The 19932-nt window shown below is 68.9% G+C and carries 16 protein-coding genes; 13 read left to right on the forward strand and 3 right to left on the reverse strand.

Going from position 1 to position 19932, the window contains the following annotated elements; genetic code table 11:
• Window positions 1-18 precede the first annotated feature (18 nt).
• From AC07FN_RS14090 to AC07FN_RS14140, 11 genes are all read left to right on the forward strand, one after another.
• Complete coding sequence (locus tag AC07FN_RS14090) at window positions 19-1569, forward strand: ABC transporter substrate-binding protein (RefSeq protein WP_478395980.1); 1551 nt, start codon at window positions 19-21, stop codon at window positions 1567-1569.
• On the forward strand, window positions 1569-2516 hold the full coding sequence (locus tag AC07FN_RS14095; RefSeq protein WP_478395981.1) for an ABC transporter permease: 948 nt from the start codon (window positions 1569-1571) through the stop codon (window positions 2514-2516). Before AC07FN_RS14090 ends, AC07FN_RS14095 begins: the two co-directional genes overlap by 1 nt.
• Window positions 2513-3373: an ABC transporter permease gene (locus tag AC07FN_RS14100; protein ID WP_478395982.1), complete on the forward strand. Its 861-nt coding sequence runs from the start codon at window positions 2513-2515 to the stop codon at window positions 3371-3373. The genes AC07FN_RS14095 and AC07FN_RS14100 overlap by 4 nt, the downstream gene beginning before the upstream one ends.
• Window positions 3363-5081 (forward strand): oligopeptide/dipeptide ABC transporter ATP-binding protein, encoded by a 1719-nt coding sequence (locus AC07FN_RS14105; RefSeq protein ID WP_478395983.1) that lies wholly within the window; start codon window positions 3363-3365, stop codon window positions 5079-5081. Before AC07FN_RS14100 ends, AC07FN_RS14105 begins: the two co-directional genes overlap by 11 nt.
• Before the next feature lie 61 nt (window positions 5082-5142).
• Window positions 5143-6666, forward strand: a complete 1524-nt coding sequence (locus tag AC07FN_RS14110; protein WP_478395984.1) for an N-acyl-D-amino-acid deacylase family protein — start codon at window positions 5143-5145, stop codon at window positions 6664-6666.
• Entirely contained in the window at window positions 6663-8258 is a 1596-nt protein-coding gene (locus tag AC07FN_RS14115) for a PucR family transcriptional regulator (RefSeq protein WP_478395985.1), read from the forward strand. Before AC07FN_RS14110 ends, AC07FN_RS14115 begins: the two co-directional genes overlap by 4 nt.
• Window positions 8259-8312: 54 nt before the next feature.
• Window positions 8313-9077 (forward strand): GNAT family N-acetyltransferase, encoded by a 765-nt coding sequence (locus tag AC07FN_RS14120; protein WP_478395986.1) that lies wholly within the window; start codon window positions 8313-8315, stop codon window positions 9075-9077.
• Window positions 9074-10189 carry an o-succinylbenzoate synthase gene (menC, locus tag AC07FN_RS14125; RefSeq protein WP_478395987.1) on the forward strand — a complete coding sequence of 372 codons (1116 nt, stop codon included), beginning with the start codon at window positions 9074-9076 and terminating at the stop codon, window positions 10187-10189. The genes AC07FN_RS14120 and menC overlap by 4 nt, the downstream gene beginning before the upstream one ends.
• 327 nt (window positions 10190-10516) lie before the next feature.
• Window positions 10517-11680 carry a serine hydrolase domain-containing protein gene (locus AC07FN_RS14130; RefSeq protein ID WP_478395988.1) on the forward strand — a complete coding sequence of 388 codons (1164 nt, stop codon included), beginning with the start codon at window positions 10517-10519 and terminating at the stop codon, window positions 11678-11680.
• 308 nt (window positions 11681-11988) lie between these two features.
• A complete protein-coding gene (locus AC07FN_RS14135) occupies window positions 11989-12957 on the forward strand; it encodes an HAD-IC family P-type ATPase (RefSeq protein ID WP_478395989.1) in 969 nt (322 codons plus the stop codon).
• Window positions 12957-13160, forward strand: coding sequence for a hypothetical protein (locus tag AC07FN_RS14140; protein ID WP_478395990.1), 204 nt, complete (start codon window positions 12957-12959; stop codon window positions 13158-13160). Before AC07FN_RS14135 ends, AC07FN_RS14140 begins: the two co-directional genes overlap by 1 nt.
• 658 nt (window positions 13161-13818) lie before the next feature.
• On the opposite strand, the gene AC07FN_RS14145 is transcribed toward AC07FN_RS14140, so the two are convergent.
• Complete coding sequence (locus tag AC07FN_RS14145) at window positions 13819-14121, reverse strand: SDR family NAD(P)-dependent oxidoreductase (protein ID WP_478395991.1); 303 nt, start codon at window positions 14119-14121, stop codon at window positions 13819-13821.
• Between the two features lie 162 nt (window positions 14122-14283).
• Between AC07FN_RS14145 and AC07FN_RS14150 the strand changes: the two genes are divergently transcribed.
• Window positions 14284-15846, forward strand: a complete 1563-nt coding sequence (locus AC07FN_RS14150; RefSeq protein ID WP_478395992.1) for a flavin-containing monooxygenase — start codon at window positions 14284-14286, stop codon at window positions 15844-15846.
• Between the two features lie 734 nt (window positions 15847-16580).
• Here AC07FN_RS14150 and AC07FN_RS14155 read toward each other — a convergent pair.
• Both AC07FN_RS14155 and AC07FN_RS14160 read right to left on the reverse strand, forming a co-directional pair.
• Entirely contained in the window at window positions 16581-17474 is an 894-nt protein-coding gene (locus AC07FN_RS14155; RefSeq protein WP_478395993.1) for a PaaX family transcriptional regulator C-terminal domain-containing protein, read from the reverse strand.
• A 294-nt stretch (window positions 17475-17768) separates the two neighbouring features.
• Window positions 17769-18998, reverse strand: a complete 1230-nt coding sequence (locus tag AC07FN_RS14160; protein ID WP_478395994.1) for a saccharopine dehydrogenase family protein — start codon at window positions 18996-18998, stop codon at window positions 17769-17771.
• A 124-nt stretch (window positions 18999-19122) separates the two neighbouring features.
• Between AC07FN_RS14160 and AC07FN_RS14165 the strand changes: the two genes are divergently transcribed.
• Window positions 19123-19746, forward strand: coding sequence for a YqeB family protein (locus AC07FN_RS14165; protein WP_478395995.1), 624 nt, complete (start codon window positions 19123-19125; stop codon window positions 19744-19746).
• Window positions 19747-19932 lie beyond the last annotated feature (186 nt).

A 19932-nucleotide genomic window follows, 5' to 3' on the forward strand; every position in this document is an offset into this window, starting at 1 on the left:
CTTCTAGCGTCCGATTTCATGGCATCGGTAACCGCGCTCGCCAGGGTGGCGATGGCCGCCCTCCTCCTGCTGTCGGCAGGTTGCGCCGGGCAGAAGCAGGACCCGGCAGACACCTTGCGCTGGGCGTTGATCGAGGCGCCCAGCAACCTCGACATCGCCCGCAGCTTCAACAACGCTTCCACGATCGTCCAGTTCGCCGTCTTGGACACCATGGTCACCCTCGGAAAGAAGGGGGAGGTGATCCCGAGCGTTGCCGAGTCCTGGACCCACCCCGACCCCCGCACGTACGTCTTCACCCTGCGCGATGGCGTGAAGTTCAGCGACGGATCGCCGGTCACCGCCGAGGACGCCGCCTTCTCCCTCAGCCGCCACGTCGACCCCAAGGTCGCCTCCCAGGCGGCTAGCTACGTCACCATGGTCGAGAAGGCCGAGGCCACCGACGCACGCACGGTCACGGTGACGTTGTCCAGGCCGAACCAGGCCTTTCTGCCCACGACCGCGCTCGCCTGGCAGATCGTGCCGAAGAAGCTGACCGAGGCGCACCCGGGGGACCTCGGATCGCCCGAGGTGGGCACGCTCGGTTCCGGCCCGTTCAAGGTCGCCAAATTCAGCCTCACCCAGGGCGTCACCCTGGAGCGCAACCCGCTGTACTGGGGCCCCAAGCCCGCGCTCCGCAAGATCGAGATCAGGGCGATCTCCGACCCCGAGACGCTCCGGCTGGCCGTCGCCTCAGGCGAAGTCGACGGCACCAGCGACGTACGGCCCAGCGAGGCGCGCAAGTGGACCTCCATGTCCGGCGTCACCACGAGCTTCTACCCGGCCGACAACATCGCCTACCTGTCGCTGGCGATCAACCAGGGCCCGCTCAAGGACGTGCACGTGCGCCGCGCCATCGCGCACGCCGTCGACAAGGCCGCCCTGGCCCAGCTCCTGACCGGCGGACACGGCACCCAGGCCGACCTCCTGCTGCCCAAGCCGCAGCTCACCGCCCTGTACGGCTCAGCCTGGCCCGTCCTACCCACCTACGCGCACGACCTCGAGGCGGCCAAGGCGGAGCTGGCCAAGTCCGCCTACCCAGGCGGCTTCACCCTTGCCACGCCATACGACGCCGGCGGCGTGGACATCAAGGCGATGCAGGCCGTCGCGGCCGACCTCGCCAAGATCGGGATAAAGCTGGAACTCGAGCCGCAGCCTACCGAGAAGTACAACACGCAGATCATGGACCACGAGGGCTTGGCGGTGCAGATGGTCAACCTTTTCTACAGTACCCCCGACCCGGGCGAGGTCCTGCCGGACCTGCTCAGCCGCGCCACCGCGCAGCCGCAGGGCTTCAACTTCAGCGGGTACGGCACTGCCGCCCTGGACGCCAAGCTCGACGATGTGGGCCGCCTGGAGGGCGAGGCCAGGCGGGAGGCGATCACGGAGGTGCTGGCCGAGGTGGCCGATCAGGTGCCCTACCTGCCGCTCTATCACAACGAGTCGGCCGTGGCGCTGAACAAGCGTTTCACCGGCGACGTCAGCACCTGGACGATCAACATCCTCGGCGCCGTGCGCCCGGCAGGTACGTGATGGCCTTCCTCGCCCGGCGCCTGGGCGCCGCCGTCCTGCTGCTCGGTGTGCTGTCGCTGCTCAGCTTCGTCATGCTGGCCGCCACCCCGGGCGACCCCGAGCACGTGCTGCTCGGGCCGCGCCCCTCCACGCCAGAGGCCCGCGCCGCCATCCGGGCGCAGTTCCACCTCGACGACCCCCTCCACGAGCGCTACCTGTCCTGGCTCGGCGGGGCCCTGCACGGTGACTTCGGCACCTCGATCTACACACGGGAGCCCGTCACGAACCTCATCACCGACCGCCTACCCGTCACCGCGGGTCTGGCCGCCTACGCGCTCATCCTCACGATCGGCATCGGGGTTCCGGTGGGTCTCGCCGCTGCCATGCGCCGCGGCGGCACGCTCGACCAGGGCATCACGCTCACCGCCCTCATCGCGATCGCCATCCCGCCGTTCGCGATGAGCATCCTGCTCCTGTACAGCTTCGCCGTCACGCTCGGCTGGTTCCCCGTATTCGGCGCGGGCGAGACGGCGGCCGAGCGGATCTCCCACCTCACCTTGCCTGCCGTGGCCCTGGCCACCGCGGAGGCCGCCATCGTCGTGCGGCAGATGCGCGCTGCCGCCCTCGACCTGGCCGGGCAGGATTACCTCACGTTCGCCAGGGCGCGCGGGCTGAGCCTGCCGCGCATCTGGATCAGCTACGCCCTGCGCAACACCGCGCTGCCGGTCCTCACAGTCGGCGGGCTGCTGCTGGCCGCCAACCTCGCAGGGGCGCTCTTCGTCGAACGGGCCTTCGGGCTGCGGGGGCTCGGAGAACTGCTCGTGTCCGCCGTCGCGCAGAAGGACATCCCCGTCGTCCAGGCCCTCGTGCTGCTCGGCGGCGCCGTGGTCGTAGTGGTCAACCTTCTGATCGACCTGGCCTACCTGGCCGTGGACCCGCGGGTCAGGCACGGGGCGGTGGCCTCATGACTGCCGTCTCGGGAACGCCCCTGCCCGGCGGGCGGGTGGCGCGGCTCCGCCGTACCAAGCCGGGGTTCCCGACCATCGCGTCGGCGGCGGTGCTGACACTCATGGCGCTGGCCGCGATCGGCGGCACGTGGATCGCCCCCTACGACCCGGCCGCGCAGGACCTCGCGCTCGGCGCGTCGATGCCGAACTGGGCGCATTGGGCGGGCACCGACGACCTCGGCCGCGACGTGCTCTCGCGCTGCCTGACCGGCGCGCGCTCGGCCCTGCTCTGGCCGGTGATCGTGACGCTGTGCACGTGCGCGATGAGCACCACGCTCGGGCTGCTCGCCGGTTACCGGCTCGGCCGGGTAGACGCGATCATGATGCGGGTCGTCGACCTGCTCATCGCCCTGCCGAGCATGCTCGTCCTCGTCGTGCTGGTCGGGGTGCTCGGCGGCGGGATCGGCTGGGCGGTGCTGGCGCTGGCCGTGCTGTTCACTCCCGGTGACATCCGCGTGGTCCGCAGCCTGACCATTGCCCAGCGCGAGCTGGCCTACGTCGAGGCCGCTCGCACGCTCGGGTTGAGCCCGGCGCGGATCATGTTCAGACACCTGCTGCCCAACGTCGCGCCGACGGTCGTCGCAGGCGCGCTGCTCAGCTTCGTCGCCGCGTTGGTCGCGCTCTCTGGGCTGTCGTTCCTCGGGATCGGGCTGCCCGCCGGGACCCCCGACTGGGGACTGATGATTGAGGAGAACCGCATGGTGCTCGACCTCAACCCGTGGGCCTCCGTCGTCCCTGCAGCGCTGGTCACCATCGCCGCCACCGCCGCGACCCTGCTGGGCGACCGGCTGTTCGAGAGGCTCTCCGATGCTGCTTGAGATCAACGAACTGACGATCACCGGGCCCGCCGGAACGATCGTCGACGGCGCCGGGCTCACCGTCGAGGCCGGGGAAACGGCCGGGCTGGTGGGCGAGTCCGGCAGCGGCAAGTCGCTGACCGCGCGCGCTGCAATCGGATTACTGCCCAAGGGCCTGCGTGCCTCCGGCTCCATCCGGGTCGGCGGGGTGGAGATCGTCGGAACGGCCAGCGAGCGGGTGCTGCGCGGCTTAAGGGGACGGCGCGTCTCGCTGCTGATGCAGGATCCGTTCTCCATGCTCAACCCGCTGCGCACGGCCGGGGCGCACATCGCCGAGACGATGCCGGGCCGGGCGACGCGCGAGGAGGTGGCGCGCAGGCTGGCCGAGGTCGGCATCGACGACCCGTCCGTCGCCAAGCGCTATCCCTTCCAGCTCTCCGGTGGCATGCGGCAGCGCGTGGCCCTGGCCGCCGCACTGGCCGGAGACCCGGAACTGCTGATCGCCGACGAGCCCACCACCGCCCTGGACGCCACCACCCAGCACGAGATCCTCGCCCTCCTGGCCAGGATCCAAGCCGACCGCGGCATGGGCGTGCTGCTGATCACTCACGACCTGCGGGTGGCCTTCGCCTTGTGCGACCGGGCTTCGGTGATGTACGCAGGACGCATCCTCGAACAGGGACCGGGCGCATCCCTGGCCCAGACGCCCGCCCATCCGTACACCGTCGGGCTGCTGCGCGCCCTCCCCGCGGTGGAGCACACGCTCGAACGCCTCACCGGCATCCCGGGCAGCGTCCCGCCGGCCGCGCAGGTGGCGTCGGAGTGCGCGTTCGCCGCCCGCTGTGACCACGCGACCGCGGAATGCAGCGCCTCTCGCCCACCGCTCCGCGAGATCGGCGGCGGGCGCCTGACCGCTTGCGTCCACGACACCGTCCTGCGGCTCACGGCCCGCGACGTCGCAACCGCCGCGCTCCCCACCGGGGCCGGCGCGCCGCTGCTCGTCGTGGACGACCTCGTCAAGCGGTACGGCACGCACACCGCGCTCGGCGGCGTCAGCCTCCGGGTGGCGGCGGGGGAGACGGTCGGGCTGGTCGGCGAATCGGGCTCCGGCAAGACAACCCTGGCCCGCTCCGTCCTCGGCCTGGTCGCCCCCGACCAGGGACGCGTCGAGCTGGATGGCCTCGACATCACCCGCCGTCGGGCCCTGACCAGGCAGGAGCGGGCTCGGGTCCACCGGCTGGTCCAGTGCGTGTTCCAGGATCCCAGTACCTCGCTCAACCCCGCCATGACCGTGGGCGCGACTCTCGCCGAGGCGGCCGCGCAGGCCGAACCGGAGGGACGGCTCGCGCCGGGCGACCTGCTGGAGCTGGTCGGCCTTCCTCCCGGTTACGCCACGCGGCGGCCTAAGGGGTTGTCGGGCGGCGAGCGGCAGCGGGTAGCCATCGCCAGGGCGCTGGCGGTGCGGCCGTTACTGCTCATCTGCGACGAGCCGGTGGCCTCGCTCGACGTCTCCGTCCAGGCCCACGTGCTGGAACTGCTGCGCCGCCTCAGCCGGGAGCTGGGCACCGGGATGCTCTTCATCACCCACGACCTCGCCGTGGTCCGGCAGATCGCGATCAAGACCGTGGTGCTGCTCAAGGGGCGGGTCGTCGAGGAGGGTGACACCGCGACGGTCCTGGACACCCCCACGCACGCCTACACCCGTCGGCTTGTCACAGCCATTCCATGAAATTGCAAATTGCATACCAAAAGACGAAGCAAACTCGGTCGCTTCAGGAAAGGCTTCCTCCATGCACGACCTCATCCTGCGCGCGGGCACGGTCCACGATGGATTCGGCTCGCCCGGCCGTACCGCCGACGTGGCCGTGAGCGGCGGACGGATCGCCGCGATCGGGCGCGAGCTCGGACCGGCCTCCCGCGTCACCGATGTGGACGGACTCATCGTCGCACCTGGCTTTGTCGACCCGCACAGCCACTCCGATACGGTGCCCTTCCTTGACGGCGAGCACCCGTTCAAGCTGCTGCAGGGCGTCACCACCGAGATCGTCGGCAACTGCGGCTTCTCCTGCGCGCCGATCACCCCGCTGACCTCGGCCCTCGCGCCGGAGATCCTGAGCGACCGGGCCTTCCCGGCCTTCGGCGATTACCTCGACGCTGTCGAACAGGCGGGGACGACCGGCAACCTCGCCGTTCTCGTCGGGCACAACACTCTGCGCGAAGCCGTCGCCGGGATGGACGCCGCCCTGCCGCCGGGCGCGCTCTCGACGATGGAACGGCTGGCGGCCGAGGCGTTCGAGGCGGGCGCGGTGGGGTTGTCGAGCGGGCTGGAGTACGTGCCCGGGGCCTACGCGGGCATCGAGGAGCTGATCGCGCTGGCCCGCGTCGCGCGCCGGTGGAACCTCGTCTACGCCACCCACATGCGCAGCGAGAGCGAGGGCCTGGCCGACGCGCTCGACGAGGCCATCGCCGTGGCCGAGGGGGCGGGGCTGCGGTTGCAGGTCTCGCACTGCAAGGCCTCGGGACGCGCTGTGCACGGGGACTCGGAGATGCTGCTGGCGAAGCTGACCCAGGCGCGGGCGCGTGGCGTCGATCTGCGCGCCGACGTCTACCCGTACCAGGCGTTCGGCACCGAGCTGGTGGCGTTGGTGCCGCCGATGGCCAGCGAGGGCGGGCAGGACGAGCTGCTCAGGCGACTGGGCGACCCCGGCGAACGCGCCAAGCTGCGCGCCCTCGCCGAGGACCCGCACCAGGGCAGCGGCGTCGGCCTGTGGCGCGAGGTCCACCCGGAGGACGTCCAGCTCATGAGCCTCGGAAAACGCCTGTCCGACGTGCTCGACGGCCGCGACCCTTGGGACGCGCTATGCGACCTGATCATGGACGACCCGCACGGCTCCGGCGTCTTCCACACAATGCACGAGGACGACGTCACGCGGATCATGCGGCACCCGCTGGTCTCCATCGGCTCCGACGGCGGGCCGCCGGTCGGGCCCAACCACCCGCGCACGTTCGGCACGTTCCCCGTCTTCCTCGGGTCCTACGTCCGCGAGCGCGGGGTCGTGCCGATGCCGGAGGCCATCCGCAAGATCACCTCGGCCACGGCCGCCCAGTTCGGGCTGGCCGACCGCGGATGGCTCGGAACGGGGGCCGTGGCCGACGTCTGCGTCTTCGACCCCGCGGCCATCAGGCACGATGGCTCCTACGAAGTTCCAGACGTTGCCCCGGTTGGCGTCACACACGTGCTCCTGGCCGGTCACCCCGTGATCGAGGGCGGCGAGTTCACCGGTGGAAGGCGCGGGCGGGTGCTGCGCCGGTGAGCGCCAACGGACGCGTCACGCTCGGCGTGCTGCTCGACAGCCTCGGCCCCGACGCCGTCACCGCGATCTGCCTGCCCGGCGGCAGGCAGACGTTGGTCGGCGCACCCGTCATCCACGGCGCGGGCGAGCCGCTCGCTAGCCCCGCCGAGGGCGCGCTCCTCCTGGTGACCGGCCGCCCCGACCCCGCCGACGTCCAGCAGGCCGCCGCCGCCGGGGTGGCCGCCGTAGTGGTCCGAGGCCCGGACGTTTCGGGAGGTTCGGTGGGTTTTGCGGCTCTGGAGGAGGCCGCAGGTGCGGCGAGGATCGCGCTTCTGGCGGCCGCTCCCGGCCTGTCGTGGGGTCAGCTCTACACCCTGGTCGACGCCCTGCTGGCCGTCGTCGCCCCGGCCGCAGACCTGGGCAGGACGACGGCGGCCGACCTGTTCGTCCTGGCCAACCAGGTGGCGGCGCGCGCGGGCGGAGCAGTGGCCATCGAGGACCTGGCCATGCGCGTCCTGGCCTACTCCACGGTCGGCGGGCAGCGGATCGACGACCTGCGCAGGGACGGGATCCTGGGTCGCAGGGTCCCCGAGCACCCGACCCATGCCGAGGAGTACGCCGCCGTCCTCCGCTCCGACGAAGCCGTCTGGAGCTACGAACCCCGCGAATACCTGCCCCGGCTGGCCATAGCGGTCCGGGCCGGGGGCGAGGCGCTCGGCACCATCTGGGTCATAGAGGCCGACACCCCGCTCGAACCCGACACGCCCCAGGTCCTGGCCGAGGCCGCGAGAAACGCCGCCCCGCACCTGGGCAGGCTCAACCTGGCCGCTGACGAGGCGCGCAGAACCAGGGACGAGTGGCTCGGCTGGCTGCTGCGCGGCCTCGGCCCGGTGGGCGAGCTGGCCACCTCGTTCGGCCTCAACCCGGGCGAACCGGTCGTCGTCGTCGCCATCGGATCGGGCGATGGCGACGCCTTCGCCGCAGGCCACGCCGGAGACCTCCTGCGCACCGCCTACCTCGCCTACCGCATCAGGGCCGCGGTGGGCGCAGTCGACGGCCGCGCCTACGCGGTCGTGGCCGCTGACTCCACCGCGCCCCTCCTGCGCAAGATCACCGCCGGAACGCTCGGCCAGATCGAGGAACGGCTGGGCGACAGGTGGCGGGCCGGGATCGGCAGGACCGTGCCCTCCGTGGTCCAGGCGCCGCTCAGCGCCCGCCAGGCCGATGAGGCACTGCGCGCGATGTGCGGGCCGTTCGCCACCGGCAGGGTAGGAGGGCACGAGGAGCTGGCGGCGGCGCTTTACCTGCAGGAGGTGGCGGCCTCCATGCGCGCCAGGCCCGCCCTCCTCGGCGAACCCCTGTCGGTGCTGGCCGAGCACGACGCCAGGCACGGCACCGACTGGGTGCACAGCCTGCGGGTGTGGATGGCGAAGCACTACGACGTGCCCAGGGCGGCCGAGACGATGTCGCTGCACCCCAACACCCTGCGCTACCGCCTGCGCAGGATCGGCGAGCTCATCGCCCTGGACGACCCTGACGTCCGGCTGGTCCTGGCACTGCAACTGCGACTAGCCCCGGCCGCACTGCGCCCGGGCACAAACGAGGACGGATGAATTTCTGCCTCCACGCCAACGCCTGAGCCCCGGCAGCGGCGGGATGCTGGGCCCATGGTCGAAACCCTCACCAGGGTGCGCGTCGCCTCGTTGCACGGCACCCCCCAACTCCAGGCCGCCGACCAGCTGCTGCGCCGCGTGTGGAACACCCAGGACGGCGATGCCCTTCCCGTCGCTGTCGACATCATGTGCGCCCTGGCCCACACCGGCGGCTACGTCGCAGGAGCCTTCCTCGGCGAGGAAATCGTCGGGGCGGCGGCAGGCTTCCTGGCGGCGGGAGAGAGCCTGCACTCCCATGTGACCGGCGTCGCCCCCGAAGCGCGGGGGCGGGGGATCGGACGGGCGATCAAGGAGCACCAGCGCAGGTGGGCGATCGAGCGCGGGCTCCGGTCGATCTCCTGGACCTTCGACCCGCTCGTACGCCGCAACGCCTACTTCAACCTCACCCGCCTGGGCGCGCGGGCCGAGCGCTACCTGATCGACTTCTACGGCCCGATGACCGACGGGATCAACGACGGCGACGTGTCGGACCGGTTGTTCGCCGAATGGCCCGTGGACGGCGCGCGGGCCGAATCCGCTGACAGCAGCGGGGCACGAGTGATCCTCGACTCCTCCGGCCGGGTGGCCGGGCCGGGCGGCTCCGCCGTACTGAAATGCGCGACCCCCGCCGACGTCGAACGGATGCGCCACGAGGACCCCGGCGCGGCACGGGCCTGGCGGGCCGCGCAGCGCGAGGCCCTGGGCGGCGCGCTGGCCGAGGGCTACCGCGTCACCGGCTTCACCCGCGACGGGTGGTATGTCCTGGAGCGTGCTGCATGAACCTCGCCGATCTCTCTGTGCGAACGGTCGTGCTCCCGCTGATCAGCCCGTTCCGCACCTCGCTCGGCACCCAGACCGTGCGCAACGCCCTGCTCGTGCGGGTGCGCGGCGCCGACGGCGAGGAAGGCTGGGGCGAGTGCGTGGCCGAAGACGACCCCACCTACAGCCCGGAGTACCTCCACGGGGCTGCTGACGTCATCACCCGCTTCTTCGCGCCCGCGCTGCGTGCCGTACCCGACCTCGACCCCGCGGGCGTCGGGCCCGCGCTCGCTCGTTTCCGCGGCCACCCCATGGCCAAAGCGGCGGTCGAGATGGCCGTCCTGGATGCCGTGCTGAGGTCGCGGGAGACGCCGCTCGCCGTCCACCTCGGAGGGGTGCGGCCGAGCGTGCGCGTGGGCGTCTCGGTGGGGATCGCCGACAGCCTCGACGCCCTCCTCGACGCCGTCGACCGGCACGTAGGCGCCGGCTACGCGCGGATCAAACTCAAGATCGAGCCCGGCTGGGACCTCGAACCGGTCCGCGTGGTGCGCGAGACGTTCGGCGCTGAACTGATGCTCACCGTGGACGCCAACACCGCCTACACCCCCGCCGAAGCCCGCCACCTGACCAGGCTGGACGCTTTCGGCCTGGCGCTCCTGGAGCAGCCCTTCGCCCCCGACGACCTCCAGGCCCACGCCGACCTGGCCGCGCGCATGGACACACCGATCTGCCTCGACGAGTCGATCACCTCGGCCCCTGACGCGGCAGCCGCCCTACGGGCCCGCGCCTGCTCGATCATCAACATCAAACCCGGCCGGGTCGGCGGCTACCTGGAAGCCCGCCGCATCCACGACCTGGCCCAAGCCAACGGGGTGCCCGTCTGGTGCGGCGGCATGCTGGAGACAGGCCTCGGGCGCGCCGGCAACCTGGCTCTGGCCTCGCTGCCGGGCTTCACGCTGCCGGGCGACATCTCCGCCACGGCTCGCTACTACGCCAGCGACATCACCAGGCCCTTCGTCCTGGAGGGCGACTCGATTGGCGTGCCCACCGGCCCCGGCCTCGGCGTCCGGCCCGACCCCGAGGCCCTGGAGCGCCTCACAACATCGCCCGCCGGACCAGCACGGTGTCTGTGAACTTTGATGGCGCTGCGATCCCGACCGGGGTTGCTCGCAGGAGGCCCGGTGATGCGCCGCGCAGCCCTGACAAAGGCCTCGGCGGTGCGCCGCTTGAGGGGCTCGGCTTTCTCACCGCACGCGCACCGCGCGCCTTGGCCGCACCTTGAAGAAGATCGCGGCTGCGCAGCATGCACAGGTCGGACTCGCCCGCCGGATCCCGGGGGGTCCGCGTCTCGCACAGATGCACTGCTTGGCGATCTAGCCAAAGAGCCGCCGCGGAACCGAATTCACAATGATGCGCGCTCCTCCAAGGAGGAAAGCCGCAGACCTCGCGAAAGGGCAGCGATGATCAGAGCACTCGTGCTGGCACTCAGCCTCCTCATGGGCGGGCTGGGCATCCTCCAATCGTCCGCAGCGGTGGCCCAGGCCAGCGAGGACCCGGTGCAGGCCGCCTTGGACAGGGCGTTCACCAGGGCGGCCGCGGCGGTCGGTGATCCCGGCGTCCAGGCGGTCGTGATGCGCGACGGCAAGGTGATCTGGTCGGCGAACTCCGGCGAGGCGATCAATGACCCGTCCTCGCCGGTCACCGGCTCGACGATGTTCGGCTTCGCCAGCTTCGGCAAGACGATCCTGGCCACGTACACCCTGCACCTGGTCGAGAGCGGCGTCCTGGCGCTGGACGAGCCAATCGCGGCCTATGTCGGCGAGGACGTGCCTGGCTCGGATGTGGTCACGCTCCGGATGCTGCTCACGCACACCGCGGGCTACGCGGACATTTACGACGTCCCCGAGACCGCCCCTCTGTTCGAGGGCGGCGACCAATACGATCCGAACAGGCCCTACACCTACGCCATGCTGGCGCCGGGCGTGCACGAGCCGGTCTCCCCCGGCAAGGAGTTCGCCTACTCCAACACCGGATTCATCATCCTGGCGCATGTGCTGAGCAGGGCGTCCGGTGGAGACGAGGCGCTCGAGCGCGGCATCCGGAGCTTCTTCCATAAGGCGGGGGAAACGAGCGACCTGCTGACCGCTGAGCGATCCGAGGACGCCTTCCTCCGGTTCGCCCACGGCTACACCGCCGGGACCGGCGACGTGCTGACCGACTACTTCACGGCCTACGGAGCCACGGGCATCCCCACCGACCTGTACGGCCTGCCGTTCGGGGACGGGATGTTCGCCGGCACCGCGCTCGGCGCCGCCCGGTTCCTCGACGCGCTGTTCATCGAGAATCAGCTCCTGCGACCCGACACGGTCACGGCGATGACCACGCCGTCACCGCAGTCGCTCGCGCAGGGCGGCACCTACGGGATGGCCACCAGCCGCACCGTGGTCGCGGAGCGTACCTGGCAGGGACACTCGGGCGCCTACGCCGGTTTCACCTCGATGGGAGGGACCGACGTGGCGCGAGGCGTGACCCTGATGGTCGTGGCCAACCGGATGGCACCTATGGAGGTCGCTGACACGATCTGGAAGCAGCTGGCCAACGCGTACGCCTCCGTCACCCCCTGACCCCGCCGGATTCGCGTCGGCGAATCCTCCTGACCGTCCGATGGCGGGTGTCATATTGATTCTGGGTGGAACAGCGCGGGTGGACCGGGAACTGTACCGGCAGACGATCGAACGTGGCCACCGGTGACGTGCCTGGCCCGCGGCGCCAGTTCGGCATCGCGGATGGTGCGCGACTGGTGGCCGCCGATCGGTGTGATCCTTCGGTGCACGAACCGCTGCTCGACCGTGGCTGGAACGCTCTCGTCGAGGCGTCTGTGGCCGAGTGGTGGCGTGGCCGTCGTCCACAGTGGCGCGCTCGTCGTCGGTGAGTGGGACGCTCGGCAGCATGCGCTGCTGGTTGTCCGTCGCCTCGAGCAGCTGGGTTTTGTCGAGTTCTTCGGCGTATAGAAGCACTTCGCGCAAGCCATCCGGGGGGGATTGCTCAAAGAAGGTGTAGGAGCACAAGCCGTAGTCCAGGTCATGATATTGCCGGGGTTCTCCGGTGGTCGCGGGAAGCGACCAAGAACATCGACGCCGTGGTACTGGACAAGACCGGCACGGTCACCGCCGGTCGAGTGTCCGTTATGGACATTCGGTGCGTCGATGACACGGACCGGGCCACCGCGCTGCGCCTGGCTCGCGCGTTGGAGGACGTCTCGGAACACGCCGTCGCGGCGGCCATCAGTGCCACGGCCCGTGAAGAGGCCGGGACGTTGCCTCGCGTGGAGCAGTTCACCAGCGAGCCCGGCCTGGGCGTGCACGGCATCGTCGAGGGGCGGGAGGTCGCCGTCGGGCGCGCCAAGCTGTTCACCGACCGCGGTCAACCCGTTGAGCTCGACCGGCAGCGCGAGGCGTGGGAACAGCAGGGGAGAACTGCGGTCTTCATCCAATGCGACGGCCAGATCGGGGCGGTCCTCGCGTTGGCCGACGAGGTCAAGCCGTCCGCAAAGCGAGCGATAGCCGAACTGCACCGCCTCGGCCTGCGCACGGTCCTGCTCACCGGCGATAACGACGCCACGGCACGGGGCGTGGTCGACGAGATCGGCATCGTTGAGATGATCTCCGAAGTGCTGCCCGCCGACAAGGTCGAGATCGTGGCACGCATGCGGCGAGCCGGCCGGACCGCCGTCATCGCGCTCACCTTCCTCTTCGGCGTTGGGAACGTCTTGACCCTGGGACTCCGGCTCGGAGTTCCGGCGTATGTGGCGCCGCTGGTGGCTCCCGCCGTCGGCCTGTCAGTCTTGGGTCTGCTGCTGGGCACGCTCCATCTCAGTTGCGCCCGGCGCAGCGCTTGTTGATGTTCGCCACTGCGGTCTCGCCGGCGTTGAACGTGGCGGACCCGATTTGCGAGGGCCAGTTCGGCAAGGCGGCCTTCGATACGGTCGGCCCGCTGCTGCTGATCGGGTGGGCGGAGGTCGGGCCAAGCATGTTGAGGTCCATTAACGAAGTTGATCGGTCTGGCCAAGAACACGCCCAGGCCGATCTGCTGGGCGGATTTTGAGACCGGCGAAGCACCAGCGCCGCGCACGGCTGTGAACAACGCTCCTGGTCAGCGTGATGTCAGCAAGAAGGATGGATCATTGGCGGGCAGCGAGAGTGAGGACCCGTTGATCAACGGTGCATGGCGCCTGGAGGTGAACACTGGGAGCGGCGTCACCGACCGATCTCTTCCGACGCCTTGCGGCGTGAACTCCGCGTTGGGTCCAGCGTGCTCGAATACTGGCCCGCCTCGTTCGGAGCACGAGCGGCTTGAATACGGCGTTGTCGTGGGTGTTGGCCGCGGAGGCACCGACCGTGAGCGGGATTGCCTGAGCGGTCGGACAGGGCGTGGATCTTGGAGCGGGTCTTGCCTCGATCAACCGGGTTCGGGCCGGTTGCAGTTCGCCTTTTCGCCCGTAGCGATGCTCCATCCAGCATCGCCCAGGAACATGGTCCTCCGCCGATGGCGGAGAGCTCAGAACTGCTCCAGGTGGTCATTCTCATGTCCCTCCACGTTTTCAGATTGAAAGGTGACTGTCCTCTTCGGACGGAAAGACGTCCGGATCCGCCGAAACCCGGTGTCACTCCCCGGGCGGGAAGTCCGTGGAGGCGGCGAGTTCCCGCTGCCCCTCGAAGTCGTCGATGCGCTTGCGCAGCGTTGCGAGGGTGCTCTCTAGTGCCTACGAGCCCAGCACCCTGCGCAGCGGCGCGGGCCCGACGTCGACGCTCTCGATGATCCGCGCGGCCATCCGCGCAGGGTCGCCGGGCGCCAGGCCGTTGGCCGGGTAGAGCATCTTCAGGAAGGCGTGCGCGGGGTTGCCGTCGTAGGCGGGCACGAGCTCGGCCACCTGCGCGCTGCCACAGCGGAATTCAGTGCGCACGCCGCCCGGCTCGACGATCGTCACTCCGATCCCGAACGGCGCGACCTCCTGCGCGACGGACTCGACGAAGCCGTTGATGCCCCACTTCGTCGCGCGCATCATCCTCGACTGGGCCTGCAGGGACGTATCCGCCGCGGGGGCCAAGGCCGGGAGGCGGGTTGCGTATCAGGGCGAAGCCGTTCCAAGTAAACTCTCATTACGCAGACGATCGTAAATTATATGATAGTTTTGTTTTCGATTGATGAGCTTGTGGGAGGAGTTGGGATGATGCCGAACGGGAGTCGGCCGAGCGCGGACAAGCGCTCGGTTCAGCGCCGCGGCACGGTCGAGCGGTCCGCTGACGCCCACGTCGACGTGCTGATCGTCGGTGCCGGTTTCGCCGGGATCGGTACTGCAATCCGGTTGCTGCAGAACGGGTTTCGCGATGTGATCGTGATCGAGCGGGAGAGCGAGGTGGGCGGCACCTGGCGTGATAACACCTACCCGGGCTGCGCGTGCGACGTTCCGTCCCGGCTCTATTCGTACTCCTTCGCGCCGAACCCCTCCTGGAGCAGGCGATACGCGTCTCAGCCGGAGATCGCCGACTATCTGCGCCGGTGCGCCGATGACTTCGGTGTGCGCCCGCACATCCGCTTCAAATGTGCGCTTGAGAACGCGGAGTGGGACGTCGAAAGCCGGGTGTGGCGCGTGCAGACCAGTACCGGTTCGCTAACTGCGAGTGTGCTGGTGCTGGCGCAGGGACCTCTGTCGGAGCCGGCGATCCCCGCGTTGCCAGGCCTCGACTCGTTCGGCGGGAAGATGTTTCATTCCGCGCGTTGGAACCACGATCTCGACCTCACCGGGCTGCGCGTGGGTGTTGTCGGAACCGGTGCCAGCGCAATCCAATTCATCCCGCATGTGCAGCGGCAGGCCGGGTATCTCACGGTCTTCCAGCGCACGCCCCCGTGGGTCACGCCACGGCACGACCGAGCAATCCCGGCATGGCGGCAGGAGTTGTACCGCCGCCTGCCGATTCTGGACCGGATCGCGCGGGGCATCGAGTACGTGCGACGCGAAGCGTCGGTGCCTGCGCTGATGGGCAACAGGGCGCTGCTCGATCTTGGTCGGCGGGAGGCCGAGTCGCACCTTCGGCGACAGGTCTGCGACCCGGTACTGCGGGCGAAGCTCAAGCCGAGCTACGCCCTGGGCTGCAAGCGAGTGCTGCTGTCCGACGACTATTATCCCGCGCTGACGCAGCCGAATGTCAGCGTCGTCACTGATTCGATCAGCCGGATCGAACCGGGACGGGTGATCACGACGGTTGCCGACGCTGATGCCGAGGCCCACGACCTGGACGTGTTGATCTTCAGCACTGGTTTCCGCGTCACCGACGGTTCGCACCAGCGGGTTGTCTTCGGCTCCGACGGGCGCTCGCTGGAGGAGGCGTGGCAGAGCAGTCCGCAAGCGTACCGAGGCACGACGGTCGCGGGCTTCCCGAACCTGTTCCTGATGGCCGGACCCAATACCGGCTTGGGGCACAACAGCCTCATCTACATGATCGAGTCCCAGATCGCTTACCTGGTTGGCTGCCTGCAGCTGATGCACAAGCAGCGGGTCGACGCCGTCGAGGTCCGGGCGAGCGTGCAGGAGTCGTACAACGCCCGCCTCCAGCGGCTGCTCGGCCCCACGGTCTGGGCCAATGGCGGCTGTGCCAGCTGGTACCAGGACGGCAAGAACCGGATCACCACTATCTGGCCAGGACATACCTGGCACTATCGCCGGGAAACCGCCATCTTCGATCCGGACGCCTATGAACTGACCATGGCGAACAACGCACCCGCGGCGTGATGGAAACCAGCGCGAACGGTCGCCGACGGGGGCTCGGGGTGCGACATCTGAGGCCCGCTCGGCGATTCGTCGTCTTCGAAGGGGCGAGTGCGCTGGTCCTCGCGGTCATAACGCTGCCGTTCTCGTAGCCCGAGGTGGGCGATCCGCCGGTGTGGGTGCAGCTGCTCGGCGCGGCGTTCATAACGCGATAGATCGCGGCCAGTGTCTACGCGTGGCGCACAGCCGTGGTGGGCAGCCTGCTAGCGCGGGGCGAGCTGGCGGGCTACCCCGCGGAGGCACGACGCCGTGCGCACGTCCGCGACGACCGGCGGCTGCGTGTGGCCGCGGTCATGTAACCCGGTGATGTTCCTTCCTCGTACTGCTGCCGTTGCCACAGGCCTGGCGATGGTTCTGGTTCGTTCTCACCGTGCTTGCCGCGTTGATGGGGGCGGTGTCACTGGTGCGGCTGCTGCGGTCGGAATCCGCTAGGTGACGACGAACGTGCGCGTCGAGGCTGCCTGCTGGCCCGCTGGCCGGACCGCGTTCTCCCGTTCGAAGACGACCCCCTGCGGACCCGACGACCGGGGATCTGGTTGTTGTGTCCGGGACCGCGGAACTACCCGAGTGCACGCAATGCTTGCTGGCCTGCTTCGAGCACCGCAGCTGAAAAGCCAATCCCGTAGTTTGGTCGCAGACGAGCGACAATTCCTGCAGTTGCCGCGGTAATCCGGGGAACACGGTACGGGAGTCCAAGGTCATGTGTCCTGGCCTCTGTCGGCTGCCATGGGGTTGGAGACCCCTGCAGCCACGTCCGAGTACCAGCGGAACAGCCGGATCTTTTCCGAAGGTTTCGACTTCAGCAGTTCCGACCAACAGGCCGCGACCGCGGCGCGGGCGGCGGTGCCGACCCAAGGTTGTGGCAGCAATTGAGGGGGCAGCAGCAGATCTGGCTCCACGGCGTTGGTGAAGGCCGCCGTAAGTTCGATGGCGATTGTGAGCGCTTCGATGTGGGTGGCGCCGCGCAGCGCCTGCAGGGAATGTTCGGCGATGTCGAGGAGTCGTCGATGGCCAGCGGCGACGCGGTCTAGGGACCACAGGCGCTCGGCGAGTTCGCGGGTGGCGACGATGTTGCCGATCGTCAGGTCGGTCGTGGTCAGTGTTGTGACGTAGTCGGTGACTCCGAGTTCGGTTGCGACCTCTCGAACGCGGGGCTCCAGTGGATTCGCCAACACGTAGAGGCCGCCTTGGATAGGCGCACCGCCGAGATGCAAAATCGCATCACGCATCGTGTCGCGGGCCTGCCTGGCCGACTCCGGGATGGCGAAGGCAACCAGATGCCAGACACCGTCCCAGGATGCCTGCCCGCGGTCCTGGGCGTACATGTGCCTGATGTATTCCAGGTCCGGTTCGATCGAGCTGCGTGTCTGTTCGGTAGCGCGTAGCAGGGCTTTGCGGCCGCGGCCGTCCTGGGTGAACTGGCCCTCTGCAACAAGGCGCTTGATACAAAGTCGGACTTGTTGGTCGCTCATGCCGAGGGCGTTGGCGACTTCGTAGAGTGCACCAGCGTCGATCGTGGCGTCCTCGCGGATCATGCTTTCGACCACGGTGCGGGTGGATATGTCGGTGGTGCGGTCCTGGCTCGTGTCCAACGGTTCACCTCTTGCGGTCGCTTCGCGCAATGTCCGCTGCGTTCATCCATCCTACGTTCGAAATAATTTCGATCGTCGACTATGTGCGCGAGGCGTTGCGAGCTTGAGGGCCGGTCGCGGTGAGGCCTGACCCGCCGAGAAGACCAGGCGAGACCGTGCTGGTGGGCGCAACACTCGTTGCTTGGGCAGGTGGATGTCGGTGATGCCACCGGTGGCGAAGGTGCGCACGCCCGGTCAGGAGTGTGGTGCAGGGCCAGCGGGGAGGAAGGGGTCTCCCCGCTGGCCAATGCGTTATCACCTGATCGATTCTCGTTCTACCAGGAAGATGGGCGTGGTGGTGATGCGTCCGAGTTGGCGGTCGAGGTCGTCGAAGAAGCGCTTCGGGTCGATGACGGCTTCTGGTGGGTGCACGCCCGGTAGGCGCGCGGTGCCGTCGACGACCTGAGACATGCCCATTGCCAACGGTATTCCGGTGACGCGTGCCATGTCACCGAGTAGTCCGCGGACGGGATCATCGCTCGGGCCGGACTGGGACAGGTGTGCCAGGACCATGTGTTCGCGTCCCTGCTTCGTCCCGGAGACGGCGGCGAAGAACGGGGGAAGTGTTCCGGGTGCTTTGGATCGGAGTGCGGTTGGAACGGCGCGGATGATGCGAAGGGCGTTTGGCTTGGCAAACTGCCCAGCGGCGGCCTCGTTCGTCAGCCGACCACGGTCGATATCGCGGCGGAGGGTGTCGAGGTAGGCGACGGTCCACGGATTGATGACCATGAGGTTGACTGCTTCGCCGGCGGGTTCGAGGGTGCGCTGGAGGGTCACCGGTTCGGGGTGGCCGACGGTGTAGGCGGTACCGTGCCGACCACCGGGCAGTGCGAGCGTCACGGGCCGCAGGGGTCGCTGCTGGGTGAGCTGCCCGGCCTGGACGGCCGAGATCGTCCCGCTGATCTGCTGCATCCAATGCACGGCGGCCGCCGAGTGCTGGTTGTCGGGGCCTAGGAGCTGCGCACCATTCTTCTCGGAGTCTCCGGCGCCGGGAACGTCGACCGGCCACGCCGTGTACACGTCCAGCACCGAGTCGAGCTCCGCGGCGGCAGTTGCGGCGAGCAGATTGCTGATGCCCGGGCTCGCCCCCATGCCGATGACCGCGCAGACACCGGCGTCACGCGCGGCTGTGTCGAGGTCCAGCATCTGGAGCGTCGGCTCCCAGTCGTCGCAGATGTCGAGGTAATGCGTTTGCGTCTCGATCGCCGCGCGCAACACGGTGAGGCCGAACCGGTAGTACGGCCCGACGGTGTTGAGCACCAGATCCGACGACGACAGCGCCTCTCGCAGCTCGGCGTCGTCGGTGACGTCGACCTTGCGGGCGCGGACCGGCACCGACGCGGAAGCTAGCCGGTGCGCCAAGCGCTCGGCGGCGGCGAGGTCGCGATCGGCGATGACGATCTCCTCGACACTCGGCAGGTTCACGGCGGTCTGGACCGCGACGGCACCCATCGCGCCCGGCCCGCCCAATGCGAGGACCTTCATCACATGCTCCTAACTTCGAGAAATCTGGTCAGCCGACTGCCTTCCATGAAACTATCGTAACACAAACGATCGTTGAATGATCGTTGAATCAATGAGATAAACCTAGTACGATCGTATGATGAAGATGTCAGATCTTGCCGAGACTGAACTCCGGATGACCCTCGAAACCAAGGTGGTCATATGGATCTTCTGCGGCGCGGTCGGTGCCGGTCTCGGCTTCGTCCTTCCCTGGGTTCTTCAGTTCGCCGCCGAGCACCCGCTTCCGTATGTGGACATGCTGAAGTTCCTCGGTTCGTTCGAGTCCCCGATCATGGTGATCGGCCGACCCGCGGTGCTCGCTATCGTCGGCCTTGTCATCGCCTTCTTCGTCACTTATCAGAGCGCCACGCTGCGCTTCTCGAACGAGAGAATCATCATCGCCGAAGGCGACGACGCCCGAGTCCTCGCACGTGACCAGGTTGGCGGCGTCTATCGCCACGGCGGCAAAGTGCGGATCGAATCGCCAGAAGGACGCGTCCTGTTCGACGACGACGTCGAAGGCGTGGAACGCTCCCTTCGCCTGGCAGGCCAAATTCCGCCGCCTCGTACGCGACTACGAGACCCTCCCCGCCACCCACGAAGCCATGATCTGGACCGCCGCCACCTGGCAGCTCGGCAATCGTCTCACCCGCTGACCCAGTTCACAGACGCTCTCTCAGTGAGTTCGCCCCCCGGTCGATATCGCTGGCGCAGCGCGGGCCTCGGGTAGGTGACCAACGGGTTGGTGTCGGAGCTCGACACCAGTGCGCCGGGAGCCGTATCACGTTGCGCTGCGCGGGATCTTGGAAAGCTCAGATGTCGATGAAAGCACCGAGGTACTGTCCAACGCGGTACGTGCGAGCAGTGCGAACTACCCTGTCGCGTCGCACGATGGGTTCGCCTGCAACGTCGAGTG

The organism is Saccharopolyspora sp. NPDC045941, from assembly GCF_056431445.1.